Origin of the sequence: Christiangramia forsetii KT0803 (genome assembly GCF_000060345.1) — a bacterium.
In the GTDB taxonomy this organism is placed as follows: domain Bacteria; phylum Bacteroidota; class Bacteroidia; order Flavobacteriales; family Flavobacteriaceae; genus Christiangramia; species Christiangramia forsetii.
On record NC_008571.1, the window covers coordinates 3,389,648 to 3,403,348 of the forward strand.

Below are 13,701 nucleotides of genomic sequence, written 5' to 3' on the forward strand. Positions count from 1 at the left end.
TATATTATTTTTGCAGCGGTATTCCCTAAACCATTACATGGAAGATTATCACATTTCTAGAGGAAAGCACTTTTACACCATAGGTTTAAGTTACAAAAAGGCCGATGCCGAGATTAGAGGACATTTTAGTCTTACTGAAGAATCTAAGCAGCGATTGCTTGAACAGGCAAAAGAAGAAGGCATTGATGGTATTTTAGTAACATCTACTTGCAACCGAACCGAAATTTACGGCTTCGCACAACATCCATTTCAGCTTATCAAATTACTTTGTGAACATACTCACGGCACCGTGGAAGAGTTTGAAAAAGTAGCATACGTTTATAAAAACAAACAGGCAATAACTCATATTTTTAAGGTAGGAACCGGGCTGGATAGTCAGATTCTGGGAGATTTTGAAATTATCAGTCAGTTAAAAATCGCCTTTGTAAGATCTAAAAAACTCGGGCTGGTAAATGCATTTTTAGAACGCCTTGTAAATGCGGTTATTCAGGCCAGCAAGCGAATTAAGAATGAGACAGAGATTTCTACCGGGGCAACTTCGGTATCTTTCGCTTCAGTACAGTATATTTTAAAACATATTGATAAAGTTTCTGAAAAGAATATTTTGCTTTTCGGAACCGGGAAAATTGGTAGAAATACTTGTGAAAACCTAGTGAAACATACCAGAAATAATCATATTACTTTAATAAACCGTACCAAGGATAAAGCCGAAAGGATTGCCGGAAAATTCAATTTAATCGTTAAAGATTATGCCGATCTTCAGGCGGAAATTAGAAATAGCGATATTTTAATCGTCGCTACCGGGGCTCAAAATCCTACGATTTCCAAAGAGCTTATCTATCCAAAAAAGGAGCTTCTTATCCTCGATCTTTCTATTCCGAAGAATGTTTCAGATGATGTTCACGAGTTGGAAAATGTGAAATTGATCCATCTCGATCATCTTTCTCAAATGACCGATGAAACTTTGGAAAAACGCAAACAATTTATTCCGCAGGCCAAAGAAATAATCACTGAAGTTGAAAGTGAATTTAACCGGTGGCTGGAAACCAGAAAATTCGCTCCTACCATTAAAGCTTTGAAAAAGAAGCTAAAAACGATGAAAGATGATGAGCTTGATTTTCAGCGGAAAAAAATATCTGACTTTAACGATGAACAGGCTGAAATTGTAAGCAACAGGATCATTCAAAAGATCATGAAACATTTCGCCAATCATCTAAAAGGAGATGCTGAAACTACTGATGAGAGTCTGGAACTTATTCAGAAAGTCTTTCAACTTGAAGAGGTTAACAAATGAGTAAAGTAATTAGAATTGGTACACGCGATAGCGAACTTGCGCTCTGGCAGGCCAAAACCGTACAAAAAGCTCTGGAAAGTACGGGGCATCAAACCGAACTGGTTCCGGTAAAATCTACCGGAGACCTCAATTTGGATCAGCCACTTTATGAAATGGGCATTACCGGGATATTTACGAAAACCCTCGATGTTGCCATGATAAATGGCGATGTTGATATTGCGGTACATTCCATGAAAGATGTTCCTACAGCACTTCCAAAAGGTATTGTGGAAGCTGCTATTATGAAAAGGGCCAACAGCAAAGATCTTCTTATTCATAAAGGAGTGGAATTTTTAGAAAATGAAGAGGGCACCATCGCAACCGGAAGTCTTCGGAGAAAAGCGCAATGGCTTCATAAATATCCCAATCATAAAGTAGTAGATCTTCGTGGGAATGTAAATACCCGCATGCAGAAACTAAATGATAATAACTGGAACGGAGCGATTTTCGCTGCTGCCGGACTGGAACGAATAGAAATAAAGCCTGAGAACTTTATAGATCTCAATTGGATGATTCCCGCTCCTGCACAGGGTGCGATGCTCATTGTTGCCATGGAAGAAGATGAGTATTGCAGAAGAGCGCTTTCGGTTTTAAACCACAAGGAATCTGAACTTTGCGTTCATGTAGAGCGTGAATTTTTGAAAACTCTGGAAGGTGGATGTACCGCTCCCATTGGAGCTTTGGCCAAAATTCTGAATAATCATGTTCATTTTCATGGTGCATTATTCAGTTTAGACGGAAAAAAGAAGATGGAAGTAGAAAGATCTCTGCCTGTTGCTGAAATTGAAGATATGGGGAAAGAATGTGCGCAGGAAATTTTAAAAAATGGCGGCAAAGAGTTAATGGCTAATATCAAATCGGTATTAAACAACTAAGCAATGCCCAGCGTTCTTTCTACGAAAAAATTAGCACTTAATCAGAAGGAATTACTACTGAATAGCGGAATAGGATTCGTAGAATATGACGCAATTTCCATTAAGTCCATTGATTTCGATCTTAAAAAAGAAGTCTTTGAAAATACCATTTTCACCAGTAAGAATGCAGTAAGGGCTATTCAGGGAAAAGATATAAAAATTAAAAACTGTTTTTGTGTTGGAGAGAAAACCGCAACATTTCTGAACGAAAAGGGATTTTCGGTTTTAGAAACCGCTGACAATGGAACAGACTTAGCTCAAAAAATTATTCAGAAGCATCGCGAAAAACAGTTTCATTTTTTCTGCGGAAATAAGCGAAGAGAGGAATTGCCTCAATTATTAAAGAAAAGCAACATTCAGCTTTCGGAAACTGTTGTTTATAAAACAGCTTTAAATCCAAAGAAATTTGAATCTCATTTTGATGGAATTCTTTTTTTTAGTCCGAGTGCTGTTCAGAGTTTTACAAAAAAAAATAAAATAAATTCCATTGCTTTTTGCATTGGAGAAACCACGGCTAATGAAGTTAAAAAGCATTCAGAAAATGTAGTCATAGCTTCTAAACCTAGTATTGAAAATGTGATTGTAAAGGTGGTTTCAAATTTAAAGAACATATAAAATACATCAGGAAATGATAAAGAACGATCTATTACTAAAAGCTTTAAAAGGAGAATCTGTAGAACGCCCTCCCGTTTGGATGATGCGACAGGCAGGAAGATATCTGCCAGATTTTATGAAACTTAAAGAAAAGTACGATTTCTTTACCCGTTGCAGAACTCCGGAGCTTGCTACAGAAATTACGGTAATGCCCATAAGACAAATTGGTCCTGATGCTGCAATTCTCTTTAGCGATATTCTGGTAGTTCCTCAAGCGATGAATATTGAGGTGGAGATGAAACCGGGAGTTGGGCCATGGTTGCCAAATCCTATTGATTCTCCCAAAAAGGTAGAACAGGTGATTGTTCCTGATGTGAATGAAGAATTAGGATATGTATTTGAAGCTATCAAAATGACGAAGCAGGAACTTAATGATGAGGTTCCATTAATAGGTTTTGCCGGTTCTCCATGGACCATTTTATGTTATTGCGTACAGGGACAGGGTTCAAAAACTTTCGACAAAGCTAAAAGATTCTGTTTTATGAATCCTATCGCGGCCCACACCCTACTTCAGAAGATTACAGACACAACTATCGCTTATTTAAAGGAAAAAGTAAAAGCAGGCGTAGATGCCGTTCAGCTTTTTGATTCCTGGGGTGGATTATTAGAACCTAAGGATTATCAGGAGTTTTCATGGAAATACATGCAGCAGATCATTGAAGCTTTAAAAGATGAAGTTCCGGTAATCGCCTACGGAAAAGGATGCTGGTTTGCTCTGGATAAAATGGCGAAATCTGGTGCCGCAGCACTGGGTGTAGACTGGACGTGTGAAGCAAGAAACGCAAGATATTTAAGTGGCGGAGAGATCACGCTACAAGGGAATTTTGATCCGGCGAGGTTATATTCTAAACCTATTGAAATAAAATATATGGTTAATGATATGATTAAAGCCTTCGGAAAAGACCGATATATCGCAAATCTTGGTCATGGAATTTTGCCGAACATTCCAGTAGATAATGCCAAAGCCTTTGTAGATGCTGTAAAAGAATATAAGGAGTAAGTGTTAATCTGGAATAGGCTCAAAAGCTTGAATTTTCGACAAATATTGAGGCTTTCTAAGTTTTTCATAACGCGTCCACTTTATATTATTCCAACCTACAAAGCAACCAGAAGGACACTAAAAATTTGCAATACTAAATTTGGAAAAGAACATCATCTGGACAATAAGGCAAACGCATTTAGACATGCCTTATGGAATTTTATACTTTGTGAAGCTTATTTTGAAATTTCAAAATCTGTAGAAAAAGCTCTATTTCAAAGTAAAAGAATAACAGATTTACATGAAGATCTATTTCCAAATTCAGCACCGGCAAGGTTAATGGACCTGCATAATAATAAAGTTGGGAGAACGCTGTTTAATATGGATAATCAGTTGGAGATCGTAAATCACCTCGAACTGATGATGGAAAATGCTAGAAAATTAGCGCCTTTTCCAGAAGTGAAAAATTCCGATACCTATCTGGTATATTTAGAAGACTGAAAAATAAACTAATGAAGAATCGTTTTTACGCATATATACAGAAACTTCAGGATACCATCACTGCCAAATTGGAAGAGGTAGATGGAAAAGCCAAATTTCAGGAAGATATTTGGAAACGTGAAGAAGGTGGCGGTGGAAGAACCAGGGTCATAGAGAACGGAGCTGTTTTTGAAAAAGGGGGCGTAAATATTTCCGCAGTTTATGGTCCGCTGGCTCCAGCCATGCAGCAATATTTTAAAGTAGGAGATGTAGACTTTTTTGCCTGCGGATTAAGTTTAGTGCTCCACCCAAAAAATCCAATGATTCCTACTGTACATGCAAATTGGAGATATTTTGAAATGTATAATAAAGACGGAAAGATCATAGACCAGTGGTTTGGTGGTGGCCAGGATCTTACTCCTTATTATCTTTTTGAAGAAGATGCGCAGCATTTTCACAGAGTGTCTAAAAACGCCTGTACTCCGCATGGTTTTTCATTGTATACAGATTTCAAGCAGAAATGCGATGAATATTTCTGGAACTCACATCGTGAAGAAGCCCGCGGAATTGGTGGTTTATTCTTCGATTATTTAAAAGGCGACAGTCACATGAAGATTAATGACTGGTATGATTTTGTTACAGATGTTGGAAATTCTTTTCTGAATGCCTACGTCCCGATCGTGGAGAAAAGAAAGCGTCTTTCTTACACTAAAGAAAATAGGACCTGGCAGGAAATACGAAGAGGCCGATATGTGGAATTCAACCTGGTTCACGATAAAGGAACTTTATTCGGATTAAAAACCAACGGTAGAATTGAAAGCATTTTAATGAGTCTTCCTCCCCACGTTCAATGGGTCTATGATCATCATCCGGAAAAAGGAAGCGCTGAAGAGAAACTATTGAAAGTACTAAAAAAACCTGTTGATTGGGTTTAATAGCTAAAAGCTTTAGGCTCTAAGCTGAAAGCTTTTTAATGAAATAAATATGGTTGATTATAGAAATTACACTGTTTGGAAAAAAGCTCATGCTTTAGTGTTAGATATCTATAAAACCACCAGGAATTTACCTTCTGAAGAAAAATTCAATTTAATTTCACAAATGAATAGAGCTGCGCTTTCTGTTCCAACTAATATTGTTGAAGGATGTGGCAGGGAAACTCAAAAAGAATTTTTAAGATTTCTACATATTTCTTCAGGTTCCGCTTTTGAATTGGAATATCTAATCTTGGTATGTAGGGATCTTAAATTCATTGATATTGAAACTTCAGAAGAATTGATGCGTCAAATAGCCGAAATCAAAAGAATGCTATTTTCTTTAATTCAAAAAATAAAATCAGACCTCTAATTCTACTTAACGCTTAGAGCTTAACGCTAAAAACTTAATTCCAATGTACCCATTACGCCGAAACAGAAGACTAAGAACCAACGAATCTATAAGAGCCATGGTTAGAGAAACTATTATTTCTCCCAATGATTTTATCGTCCCATTATTTATTGTAGAAGGTAAAAATGTAAAGGACGAGATCGCTTCCATGCCGGGATATTTTAGATATAGCCTGGACCTTATTGAAAAAGAGGTAAAGGAATTATGGAGTATGGGCTTAAAATCGGTGTTGCTTTTTGTGAAAGTGCCTGAAAATCTAAAAGATAATGCGGGTAAGGAAGCTCTTAATCCTGAAGGCCTGATGCAACGAGCGATTAAAACTGTAAAAAACGCGATTCCTGAGATGGTGGTAATGACAGATGTTGCCCTTGACCCCTATTCGGCTTATGGGCATGATGGGATTATTGCTAATGGTAAAGTTCTGAATGATGATACTACGGCAGTGCTTGCTGAAATGTCTCTTTCCCATGCTAAGGCAGGTGCCGATTTTGTTGCTCCAAGTGATATGATGGACGGCAGAATTTTTGAAATTAGAAGTCTACTGGAAGATGAAGGTTTCCACGATACGGGAATCATGAGCTATTCTGCTAAATATGCTTCGGCTTTCTATGGTCCTTTTAGAGATGCGTTAGATTCTGCACCGGTAGAGGCTAAGAATACTCCGAGAGATAAAAAAACCTATCAGATGGATCCTTCAAATCGAGAAGAGGCTGTAAGAGAAACGCTCATGGATATTGACGAAGGTGCAGATATTGTGATGGTAAAACCAGGTTTATGTTATCTGGATATCGTTAGAGATCTTAGAAATACAGTAAATGTACCATTGGCAGTATATCAGGTAAGTGGGGAATATGCGATGATAAAAGCGGCTTCAGAAAAAGGCTGGCTGGATCATGATGCGGTAGTATTAGAACAACTAACGGCAATAAAACGTGCCGGAGCCAACATGATCGCTTCCTATTTCGCCAAAGAAGCAGTAAAATTAATTTCCTGATCCGGAGAAAATTATAACTAAATTTTTCATCTTTGAATTTGTTTTCTCAGTAGTTTTATAATGTGAAAAATAAAAAGCAACTCTATATAAGTCTGTTATTGCTGCAGGTCTTTCTAATGACCTCGGCAAATGCTTTTGCTTTTACAAGTTTTTCTAAAATTACTGACTCTTCTGAACAGGAAGAATACTACAATCCTCATCTAAATAAGCAAGCAGTACTTTTTGAAGAAAGTATTACGGGCTTTGAAGCAGAGACCTCTTCAGAAAATGAGAATGAGCTTTATTCCTATATTCCGGAGCACTACTTCAAGTTTAGACCTGACTTTTCTTATTCGGTAAATAATCATATTTCCGATTATCAACCTAATGGGAAAGAGTTCCTCAAAAAACACATTTTCCCTTTCCATTTTTTCTGGTAATTAAGTAACACATTTCGGGCTTTAATAAGCACAAAAGAACTCGTTCAAATTTCCTGAACGAGGCTAAATTCAATTACTTAATTTAAAATAAAAATGGATAAAACATCTTTAATTATTGGGATAGCGCTCTTTGCAGCCTTTATTTTTCCTATCGCATATATACTTATAAAACAAAAATCACAGGTTAAGAAAAACAGGAACCTTTTAACCAATATCGCTTCAAAAAACAACCTGAAGTTAGACAAAACCGAAACATTTGGTCATCTATCTCTTGGGCTGGACAGTTCCCAAAAGAAACTGGTAATTCTTGAATACGGCGATGTTCAAAATTCAAATATTATAGATCTTACGAAAGTAGATCAGATAAAAATTGCCAAAAAACTGGAGACTAGTTTTTCCGGAGATATCAAGAAAGAAAAAATTGTACACCTGGCTCTTGAATTTGCCGGAGAAAAACAAAGTAAGTTAGCAGAAATCACTTTTTATGATGAGGATGACTATGACAGTACCGATGCTGAAATAAGATTGAACGAAGCTAAAAAATGGGATGATATACTTCAAAAGAATCTTGCATTTTAATGCTTAGTTTAGTTCATTGTATAAAGCCTTCTTTGAAAACGGAAGGCTTTTTTAATTCGCTTTTATCATTTCTTTTAAAAAATTTGCTTTCAGATTACATAAATTAGCCAGTCTAACAGTCAATTAAGTATATGGGCTTATTAATTCTTATTGCCACATTATCAATTTTTTTCTCATTTATGTGCTCTATACTGGAGGCTTCATTGCTCAGTATCACCCCATCTTTTATTAAGATCAAAAGAAAAGAGGGAAAAGCTTATGCCAATACCTTAGCTCATTTAAAGCAAGATATCGATAAACCTCTTATAGCCATACTCACTATCAATACCATCGCACATACCGTTGGAGCGATATTGGTAGGGGTGCAGGCTGAAAAAACCTTTGGGGATGGAGGAAATTCCGTCGGAATTGTTTCCGCAGTGATGACCTTAGCGATTTTAATACTTTCAGAAATTATCCCGAAGACCATTGGGGCAACTTACTGGCAATCCCTTGGAAATTTTACAGCAAAATCTTTAAATATCATGATTTTTCCCCTGAAGTATACGGGAATCTTATGGCTTATGATGCTTACTACAAAGTTGATAGGCAAGTCGGCTCATGTAAGCAGTATGAGTAAAGAGGAATTTGCAGCAATCACTGATGCCGCCGAAGAAGATGGAGTTTTTGAAGAAAGTGAAACCACGGTGATTAAAAATCTATTGGTTTTTAAATCTGTAGAAGCCAAAGATGTAATGACGCCATTTTCAGTAGCAATTACTGAAGATGAAAGTATGTCCTTGGAAGATTTTCACCAAAGCCACCGAAATTTAAAATTTTCAAGAATCCCGGTTTATAAGGAGAAATCGAATAATGTCTCCGGTTTTATTCTGAAAGATGATGTACTTGAAGAGATGATCGATGAAAAGGGAAAACAGCCTTTAAGCAGCATTAAGAGAGAAATTTTGGTTACTAAAGATAATACTCCTATTCCCGAATTGTTTGAAATCTTTGTTCAGAAAAGAGCACATATTTCCATGATCGTGGATGAATATGGAAATGTTACCGGGATCGTAACCATGGAAGATATCATTGAAACCCTTCTTGGACTGGAGATCATGGATGAGAGTGACAGTGTGGAAGATATGCAAATGCTTGCCAGGAAAAACTGGGAAAGACGTGCAAAACGTCTTGGACTTATCCAGAGAAAGCAGGATCAGGAAACTGGAAATATTACCAAAGAGGCAGAAGAAACTAATGAAAAAAGCCAGAATTAAAACGCCGCTTGGAATTGCTGAATTATGTGGAAATTCAGATGGATTGATCTCTGTAAAAGTAATGGATGCAGGAAGTGTCACTTCGGAAATCCCTTCAGAACTGAAAACTGCTGCTACTCAACTGGCATCTTATTTTAAAGGAGAGTTGAATGAATTCAGTTTGAAACTGAATCCGCAGGGAACAGATTTTCAGAAAAAAGTATGGAAGCAACTTGAAAAGATCCCTTACGGAACTACCACTTCTTACCTCCAATTATCACGGGAATTGGGAGATAAAAAAGCAATAAGAGCCGTAGCTGCGGCCAACGGTAAAAATCCGCTATGGATCATTGTGCCATGCCACAGGGTTATTGGTAGCGATGGCTCACTCACAGGTTATGCCGGCGGACTATATCGTAAAAAATGGCTGCTTGATCTTGAAAATCCTCCTAAGCAACAGAGTCTGTTTTAAAATTATTATTTTAATCAGATGAAAAAGCTATTCAGAGGCCTTTTACTTTTTATCGGATTTTTATTTGTTGCCTCGCTTATTTTATACATTCTGGGCTACGGATATATTTTCAAAGGAATTAGCACTACCTATTTCTCAGGCCATAAAACAGCCTTTATAGACGACTATCCATATTTTGATAACCATGTTATTCAGAATTCAGATAAAGTACAGGAGTGGCCTTTAGCTGAAGCCTATAACGAGGTTGATGCTACCCTAACCCTAGATAGTTTACATAGCGCGTTAGAAACCGCTGCTTTCCTAATTATCAAAAACGATAGTATCTGGTTTGAGAAATATTATAATGGTTATGATAAGATCTCCAAAACCAATTCATTTTCGATGGCAAAGAGTATTGTCACCACTTTGATGTTCAAGGCCATTCAGGACGGGCACCTGGAAAATATAAATCAACCTGTTTCAGATTTCTTTCCACAATTTGAAAAAAAGCTAACAATCGGCGATCTATCTTCCATGTCTTCAGGTTTAAACTGGAACGAGAATTATTACAATCCTTTTGCATCTACGGCAAGGGCTTATTTTGATGATGATATTAGAGAACAGGTCCTGGAGTTAAAAGTGGTAGAAGCACCGGGGAAAGAATTTAAATATCTCAGCGGAAATACCCAGTTATTGGGAATGGTACTTGAGAAAGCTACTGGAAAGAGCCTTAGCGAATATCTAAGCGAAAGTTTCTGGAAACCGTTGGGTATGAATGATGCTGGGCTCTGGCAGGTAGACAGCGAAGAATCTGGAATGGAGAAAGCATATTGTTGTATTTCCAGCAATGCCCGAAATTTTGGAAAATTCGGTAAACTCTTTATCAATTATGGAAAATGGGACGATCAGCAAATCCTTGATTCCGCATATATCGCAAAAGCCTCCAAACCCAGATTTGAAGAAACCCCACATTACGGTTATGGTTTCTGGCTAAGTGATTATAAAAACAAGAATATTTTCTATATGCGTGGGGTTTTAGGCCAGTACGTTATCATGATTCCTGAAGATGATCTGGTTATTGTTAGGTTGGGCAGGAAACTTATCAGAAGCACCAATGGTGATAAACACTACAAAGACTTTTATATGTATATTGATGAGGCTTATAAAATGTTAGATCATGCTTCATAAACTCAACCTGGAAAACGTCCTTTTTCTGGATATTGAAACCGTGCCAGAATTCAGGGATTTCTCTGAAATGGATGATGAAAAAAAGATTCTTTGGGAAGAAAAATCCAAATATCAACGAAAGGATGACTTTACTCCTGAAGAATTTTATGAGAGAGCCGGAATATGGAGTGAATTTGGAAAGATCATCTGTATTTCCGTTGGATTTTTTAGCTTTAGAAATGGAAATAGAAACTTCAGGCTTACCAGTTTTAAAGGTGAAGAGGAAAAGCTTTTAGGAGAGTTTACAGCGCTTTTAGAAGAATATTTCTTTCAACCCAATCAATTACTATGCGCCCATAATGGGAAGGAATTTGATTTCCCTTATATCGCCAGGAGGATGCTTATTCATAATATGCGATTGCCTTCAAAACTGAATCTCTTCGGAAAAAAACCATGGGAAGTACCTCATCTGGATACTTTAGAATTATGGAAATTTGGAGATTATAAGCACTACACTTCATTAAAACTTCTCACTCACGTCCTCGGAATCCCTTCTCCTAAAGAAGATATAGACGGCTCCATGGTTAGGGAAGTATATTACGAAAAAGGTGAGTTAAACAGGATCGTAGAATACTGTGAGCGCGATGTTCTTGCCATCGCCCAGGTGATCTTAAGACTGCGGCAGGAAAACTTACTGACTGAATCTGAGATCATTTCCGTATAAATTATTCTTAAAATATTGTTATTCAGAAGTGAAGATAGACCTATTCCCTCTCTAAATGTGTAACTTTAAGATATACTAAACCAATAAATTCTTATTTATGTATTTATATATTGAAATGTGGAATGTTACTACAAAATGGATGAAACTCGACCGCAATGAAAGAAGAAAATTGATGGATGATATGCATGGCCGAATAAAAAACATGAGGGCCAGTGGTGTTGAAAACCTTGGATGGGCGAGAAATGATGAACATACTCCTTATAGAAGTGACTATCGCTATATGACGGTATGGAAAATGCCTTCTAAAGCAGAAGTAGAAGCTTTGGAAAGTAACTTGAAGAAAGTTGGCTGGTACGATTATTTCTCCCAGGCGAATTCAAGAGGCGAAATGATCTTACAGGAAGATGCAATTGATTTTCTTGTAGATATCGAAGAGAATTCAACTTCAATGTCCTAAATAAAAAGAGGTCTAAAAAGGTGTCCACATTGTGATTGCCTTTTTAGACCTCTTTTAATTATTTCAATTTCATTTCGGGAATATCACCCTCAATAATTAATTTCCCTTCTGTAGCTTTCTCAATTTCATCTACACTCACTCCCGGAGCTCTTTCCAATAGTTTAAAACCATTTTCCGTAACTTCCAGAACTGCCAGGTTGGTCACAATCTTAGTAACACAACCAACTCCTGTTAAAGGCAATGAACACTTTTTAAGTAATTTGGAGTCTCCGGCTTTGTTGGTATGCATCATCGCTACAATAATATTTTCTGCGGAAGCTACCAGATCCATAGCCCCTCCCATACCTTTTACCATTTTACCAGGAATTTTCCAGTTTGCGATATCGCCATTTTCAGCTACTTCCATAGCTCCAAGAATAGTAAGATCTACATGTTGACCTCTAATCATTCCAAAACTAATAGCCGAATCAAAGAAACTAGCTCCCGGTAGAGCGGTTATCGTTTGCTTTCCAGCGTTTATAAGATCTGCATCTTCCTCTCCATCAACCGGAAATGGTCCCATTCCCAGGATTCCATTTTCGCTCTGAAACTCCACCTGTATATCGTCACGTACAAAATTGGCCACCAACGTTGGAATTCCAATCCCCAGATTTACATAATATCCGTCTTTTATCTCCTTAGCTATTCTTTGTGCTATTCCGTTTTTATCTAACATCTTTTCAATTTGTTAATTTGAGAATTAGGTAATTTGAAAATTATCTCATTTTGGTTGAACTTATTATTTTCGAAAGAATCTTGGTAATCGTCTTTAGTTCTTCTAATAACTCGATTTTAGGAGAAGGAAGTACTTCAGACTTCAAGCATAACTCTAACCAGTAGGTAGTCTCATCAGCTTCTTTCGCAGCAATTTTGAATTTGTGTATAAAATCAGCCTTACTTTCGGCATTTTGAGCTTCCTTCACATTCGCACCAATTGATGTACCACTACGAAATAATTGAGAGGCCAGTTCAAACTTATGTTCTTTCCTTAGTAATTCTGTAAACAGAATAATTTCCAAAGAAAAATTAAAAGTTTTCTGAACTATTATATTATCCCTGTCATCTCTCAATCTTCAAATTTTCAAATTAAACCATTTTCAAATTTATTTCTGTCTTACCGTTCGTTGTTCAATTCGTTTCTCATAGTCTTTTCCCTGGAAAATTCGTTGTACAAATATTCCCGGAATATGTATATGGTTTGGATCAAGTTCTCCTGGCTCTACCAGTTCTTCTACCTCAGCCACGGTGATCTTGGCTGAACCGCACATAGTTGGATTAAAGTTTCTTGCCGTTCCTTTAAAGATTAAGTTCCCTGCCTTATCCCCTTTCCAGGCTTTTACAAAGGCAAAATCTGCTTTAAAAGCTTTTTCAAGTACATACATTTTACCGTCAAACTCCCTGGTTTCTTTGCCCTGGGCAACTTCAGTTCCATAGCCTGCAGGTGTATAAATCGCCGGAAATCCCTGCTGTGCCGCCTGGCATCTGGCCGCTAATGTTCCCTGCGGAATTAATTCTACATCAAGTTCACCGCTAAGCATCTGCTTTTCAAAAATGGCATTTTCTCCCACGTAGGAAGAGACCATTTTATCAATTTGTTTTTTATGAAGTAATTGCCCCAGGCCAAAATCGTCTACCCCGGCATTATTGGAAATACAGGTAAGATTCTTTACGTTGAGTCTAACAAGTTCAGAAATCGCATTTTCAGGGATTCCGCTTAAACCGAAACCTCCAAGCATAAAGGTCATCTCGTCCTTAACGCCTTCTAGAGCGTCCTGTACATTATTAACCGTTTTTATGATCATTTTTTCAGAATTTTACCCGAAAATACGAAAATAAAAATGTGGCCGCAACGAAAGATGTTCGTGAATTGAGGAATAGATAAAATTAAAGGAT

At 37.2% G+C, this 13,701-nt stretch carries 18 protein-coding genes; 15 read left to right on the forward strand and 3 right to left on the reverse strand.

The window, feature by feature from the left end:
* The first annotated feature begins 37 nt into the window (after positions 1 to 37).
* The 15 genes from hemA to GFO_RS15255 all read left to right on the forward strand — a co-directional run bounded on the left by hemA (position 38) and on the right by GFO_RS15255 (position 11,769).
* On the forward strand, positions 38 to 1,294 hold the full coding sequence (hemA, locus tag GFO_RS15185) for a glutamyl-tRNA reductase (protein WP_011711067.1): 1,257 nt from the start codon (positions 38 to 40) through the stop codon (positions 1,292 to 1,294).
* Entirely contained in the window at positions 1,291 to 2,208 is a 918-nt protein-coding gene (gene hemC / locus GFO_RS15190) for a hydroxymethylbilane synthase (protein WP_011711068.1), read from the forward strand. The genes hemA and hemC overlap by 4 nt, the downstream gene beginning before the upstream one ends.
* 3 nt (positions 2,209 to 2,211) lie before the next feature.
* On the forward strand, positions 2,212 to 2,862 hold the full coding sequence (locus GFO_RS15195) for a uroporphyrinogen-III synthase (RefSeq protein WP_011711069.1): 651 nt from the start codon (positions 2,212 to 2,214) through the stop codon (positions 2,860 to 2,862).
* Positions 2,863 to 2,875: 13 nt separating this feature from the next.
* Positions 2,876 to 3,901: a uroporphyrinogen decarboxylase gene (gene hemE, locus GFO_RS15200; protein ID WP_011711070.1), complete on the forward strand. Its 1,026-nt coding sequence runs from the start codon at positions 2,876 to 2,878 to the stop codon at positions 3,899 to 3,901.
* Between the two features lie 45 nt (positions 3,902 to 3,946).
* The gene (locus tag GFO_RS15205; RefSeq protein WP_229664748.1) at positions 3,947 to 4,381 is read left to right on the forward strand and encodes a DUF6973 domain-containing protein; all 435 of its coding nucleotides are present in this window, start codon (positions 3,947 to 3,949) and stop codon (positions 4,379 to 4,381) included.
* A gap of 11 nt (positions 4,382 to 4,392) precedes the next feature.
* On the forward strand, positions 4,393 to 5,295 hold the full coding sequence (gene hemF / locus GFO_RS15210) for an oxygen-dependent coproporphyrinogen oxidase (RefSeq protein WP_011711072.1): 903 nt from the start codon (positions 4,393 to 4,395) through the stop codon (positions 5,293 to 5,295).
* A gap of 49 nt (positions 5,296 to 5,344) precedes the next feature.
* A complete protein-coding gene (locus tag GFO_RS15215; RefSeq protein WP_011711073.1) occupies positions 5,345 to 5,704 on the forward strand; it encodes a four helix bundle protein in 360 nt (119 codons plus the stop codon).
* A 43-nt stretch (positions 5,705 to 5,747) separates the two neighbouring features.
* The gene (gene hemB / locus GFO_RS15220) at positions 5,748 to 6,737 is read left to right on the forward strand and encodes a porphobilinogen synthase (protein ID WP_011711074.1); all 990 of its coding nucleotides are present in this window, start codon (positions 5,748 to 5,750) and stop codon (positions 6,735 to 6,737) included.
* Positions 6,738 to 6,799: 62 nt separating this feature from the next.
* The gene (locus tag GFO_RS15225) at positions 6,800 to 7,156 is read left to right on the forward strand and encodes a hypothetical protein (protein ID WP_011711075.1); all 357 of its coding nucleotides are present in this window, start codon (positions 6,800 to 6,802) and stop codon (positions 7,154 to 7,156) included.
* 93 nt (positions 7,157 to 7,249) lie between these two features.
* Positions 7,250 to 7,735 (forward strand): hypothetical protein, encoded by a 486-nt coding sequence (locus GFO_RS15230; RefSeq protein ID WP_011711076.1) that lies wholly within the window; start codon positions 7,250 to 7,252, stop codon positions 7,733 to 7,735.
* 131 nt (positions 7,736 to 7,866) lie between these two features.
* The gene (locus GFO_RS15235) at positions 7,867 to 8,991 is read left to right on the forward strand and encodes a CNNM domain-containing protein (protein WP_011711077.1); all 1,125 of its coding nucleotides are present in this window, start codon (positions 7,867 to 7,869) and stop codon (positions 8,989 to 8,991) included.
* Positions 8,972 to 9,442 (forward strand): methylated-DNA--[protein]-cysteine S-methyltransferase, encoded by a 471-nt coding sequence (locus tag GFO_RS15240; RefSeq protein ID WP_011711078.1) that lies wholly within the window; start codon positions 8,972 to 8,974, stop codon positions 9,440 to 9,442. Before GFO_RS15235 ends, GFO_RS15240 begins: the two co-directional genes overlap by 20 nt.
* A gap of 18 nt (positions 9,443 to 9,460) precedes the next feature.
* Positions 9,461 to 10,609 carry a serine hydrolase domain-containing protein gene (locus GFO_RS15245; protein WP_011711079.1) on the forward strand — a complete coding sequence of 383 codons (1,149 nt, stop codon included), beginning with the start codon at positions 9,461 to 9,463 and terminating at the stop codon, positions 10,607 to 10,609.
* Complete coding sequence (locus GFO_RS15250; RefSeq protein WP_011711080.1) at positions 10,599 to 11,312, forward strand: 3'-5' exonuclease; 714 nt, start codon at positions 10,599 to 10,601, stop codon at positions 11,310 to 11,312. Before GFO_RS15245 ends, GFO_RS15250 begins: the two co-directional genes overlap by 11 nt.
* A 97-nt stretch (positions 11,313 to 11,409) precedes the next feature.
* On the forward strand, positions 11,410 to 11,769 hold the full coding sequence (locus GFO_RS15255) for a DUF6616 family protein (protein WP_011711081.1): 360 nt from the start codon (positions 11,410 to 11,412) through the stop codon (positions 11,767 to 11,769).
* A gap of 58 nt (positions 11,770 to 11,827) precedes the next feature.
* Here the strand turns inward: GFO_RS15255 and GFO_RS15260 are convergent, their stop codons facing one another.
* The 3 genes from GFO_RS15260 to GFO_RS15270 are packed head-to-tail and all read right to left on the reverse strand — an operon-like array spanning position 11,828 to position 13,610.
* Positions 11,828 to 12,484 carry a CoA transferase subunit B gene (locus GFO_RS15260; RefSeq protein WP_011711082.1) on the reverse strand — a complete coding sequence of 219 codons (657 nt, stop codon included), beginning with the start codon at positions 12,482 to 12,484 and terminating at the stop codon, positions 11,828 to 11,830.
* 40 nt (positions 12,485 to 12,524) lie between these two features.
* Positions 12,525 to 12,878 (reverse strand): four helix bundle protein, encoded by a 354-nt coding sequence (locus GFO_RS15265; RefSeq protein ID WP_011711083.1) that lies wholly within the window; start codon positions 12,876 to 12,878, stop codon positions 12,525 to 12,527.
* A 33-nt stretch (positions 12,879 to 12,911) separates the two neighbouring features.
* Positions 12,912 to 13,610: a CoA transferase subunit A gene (locus GFO_RS15270; protein ID WP_011711084.1), complete on the reverse strand. Its 699-nt coding sequence runs from the start codon at positions 13,608 to 13,610 to the stop codon at positions 12,912 to 12,914.
* Positions 13,611 to 13,701 lie beyond the last annotated feature (91 nt).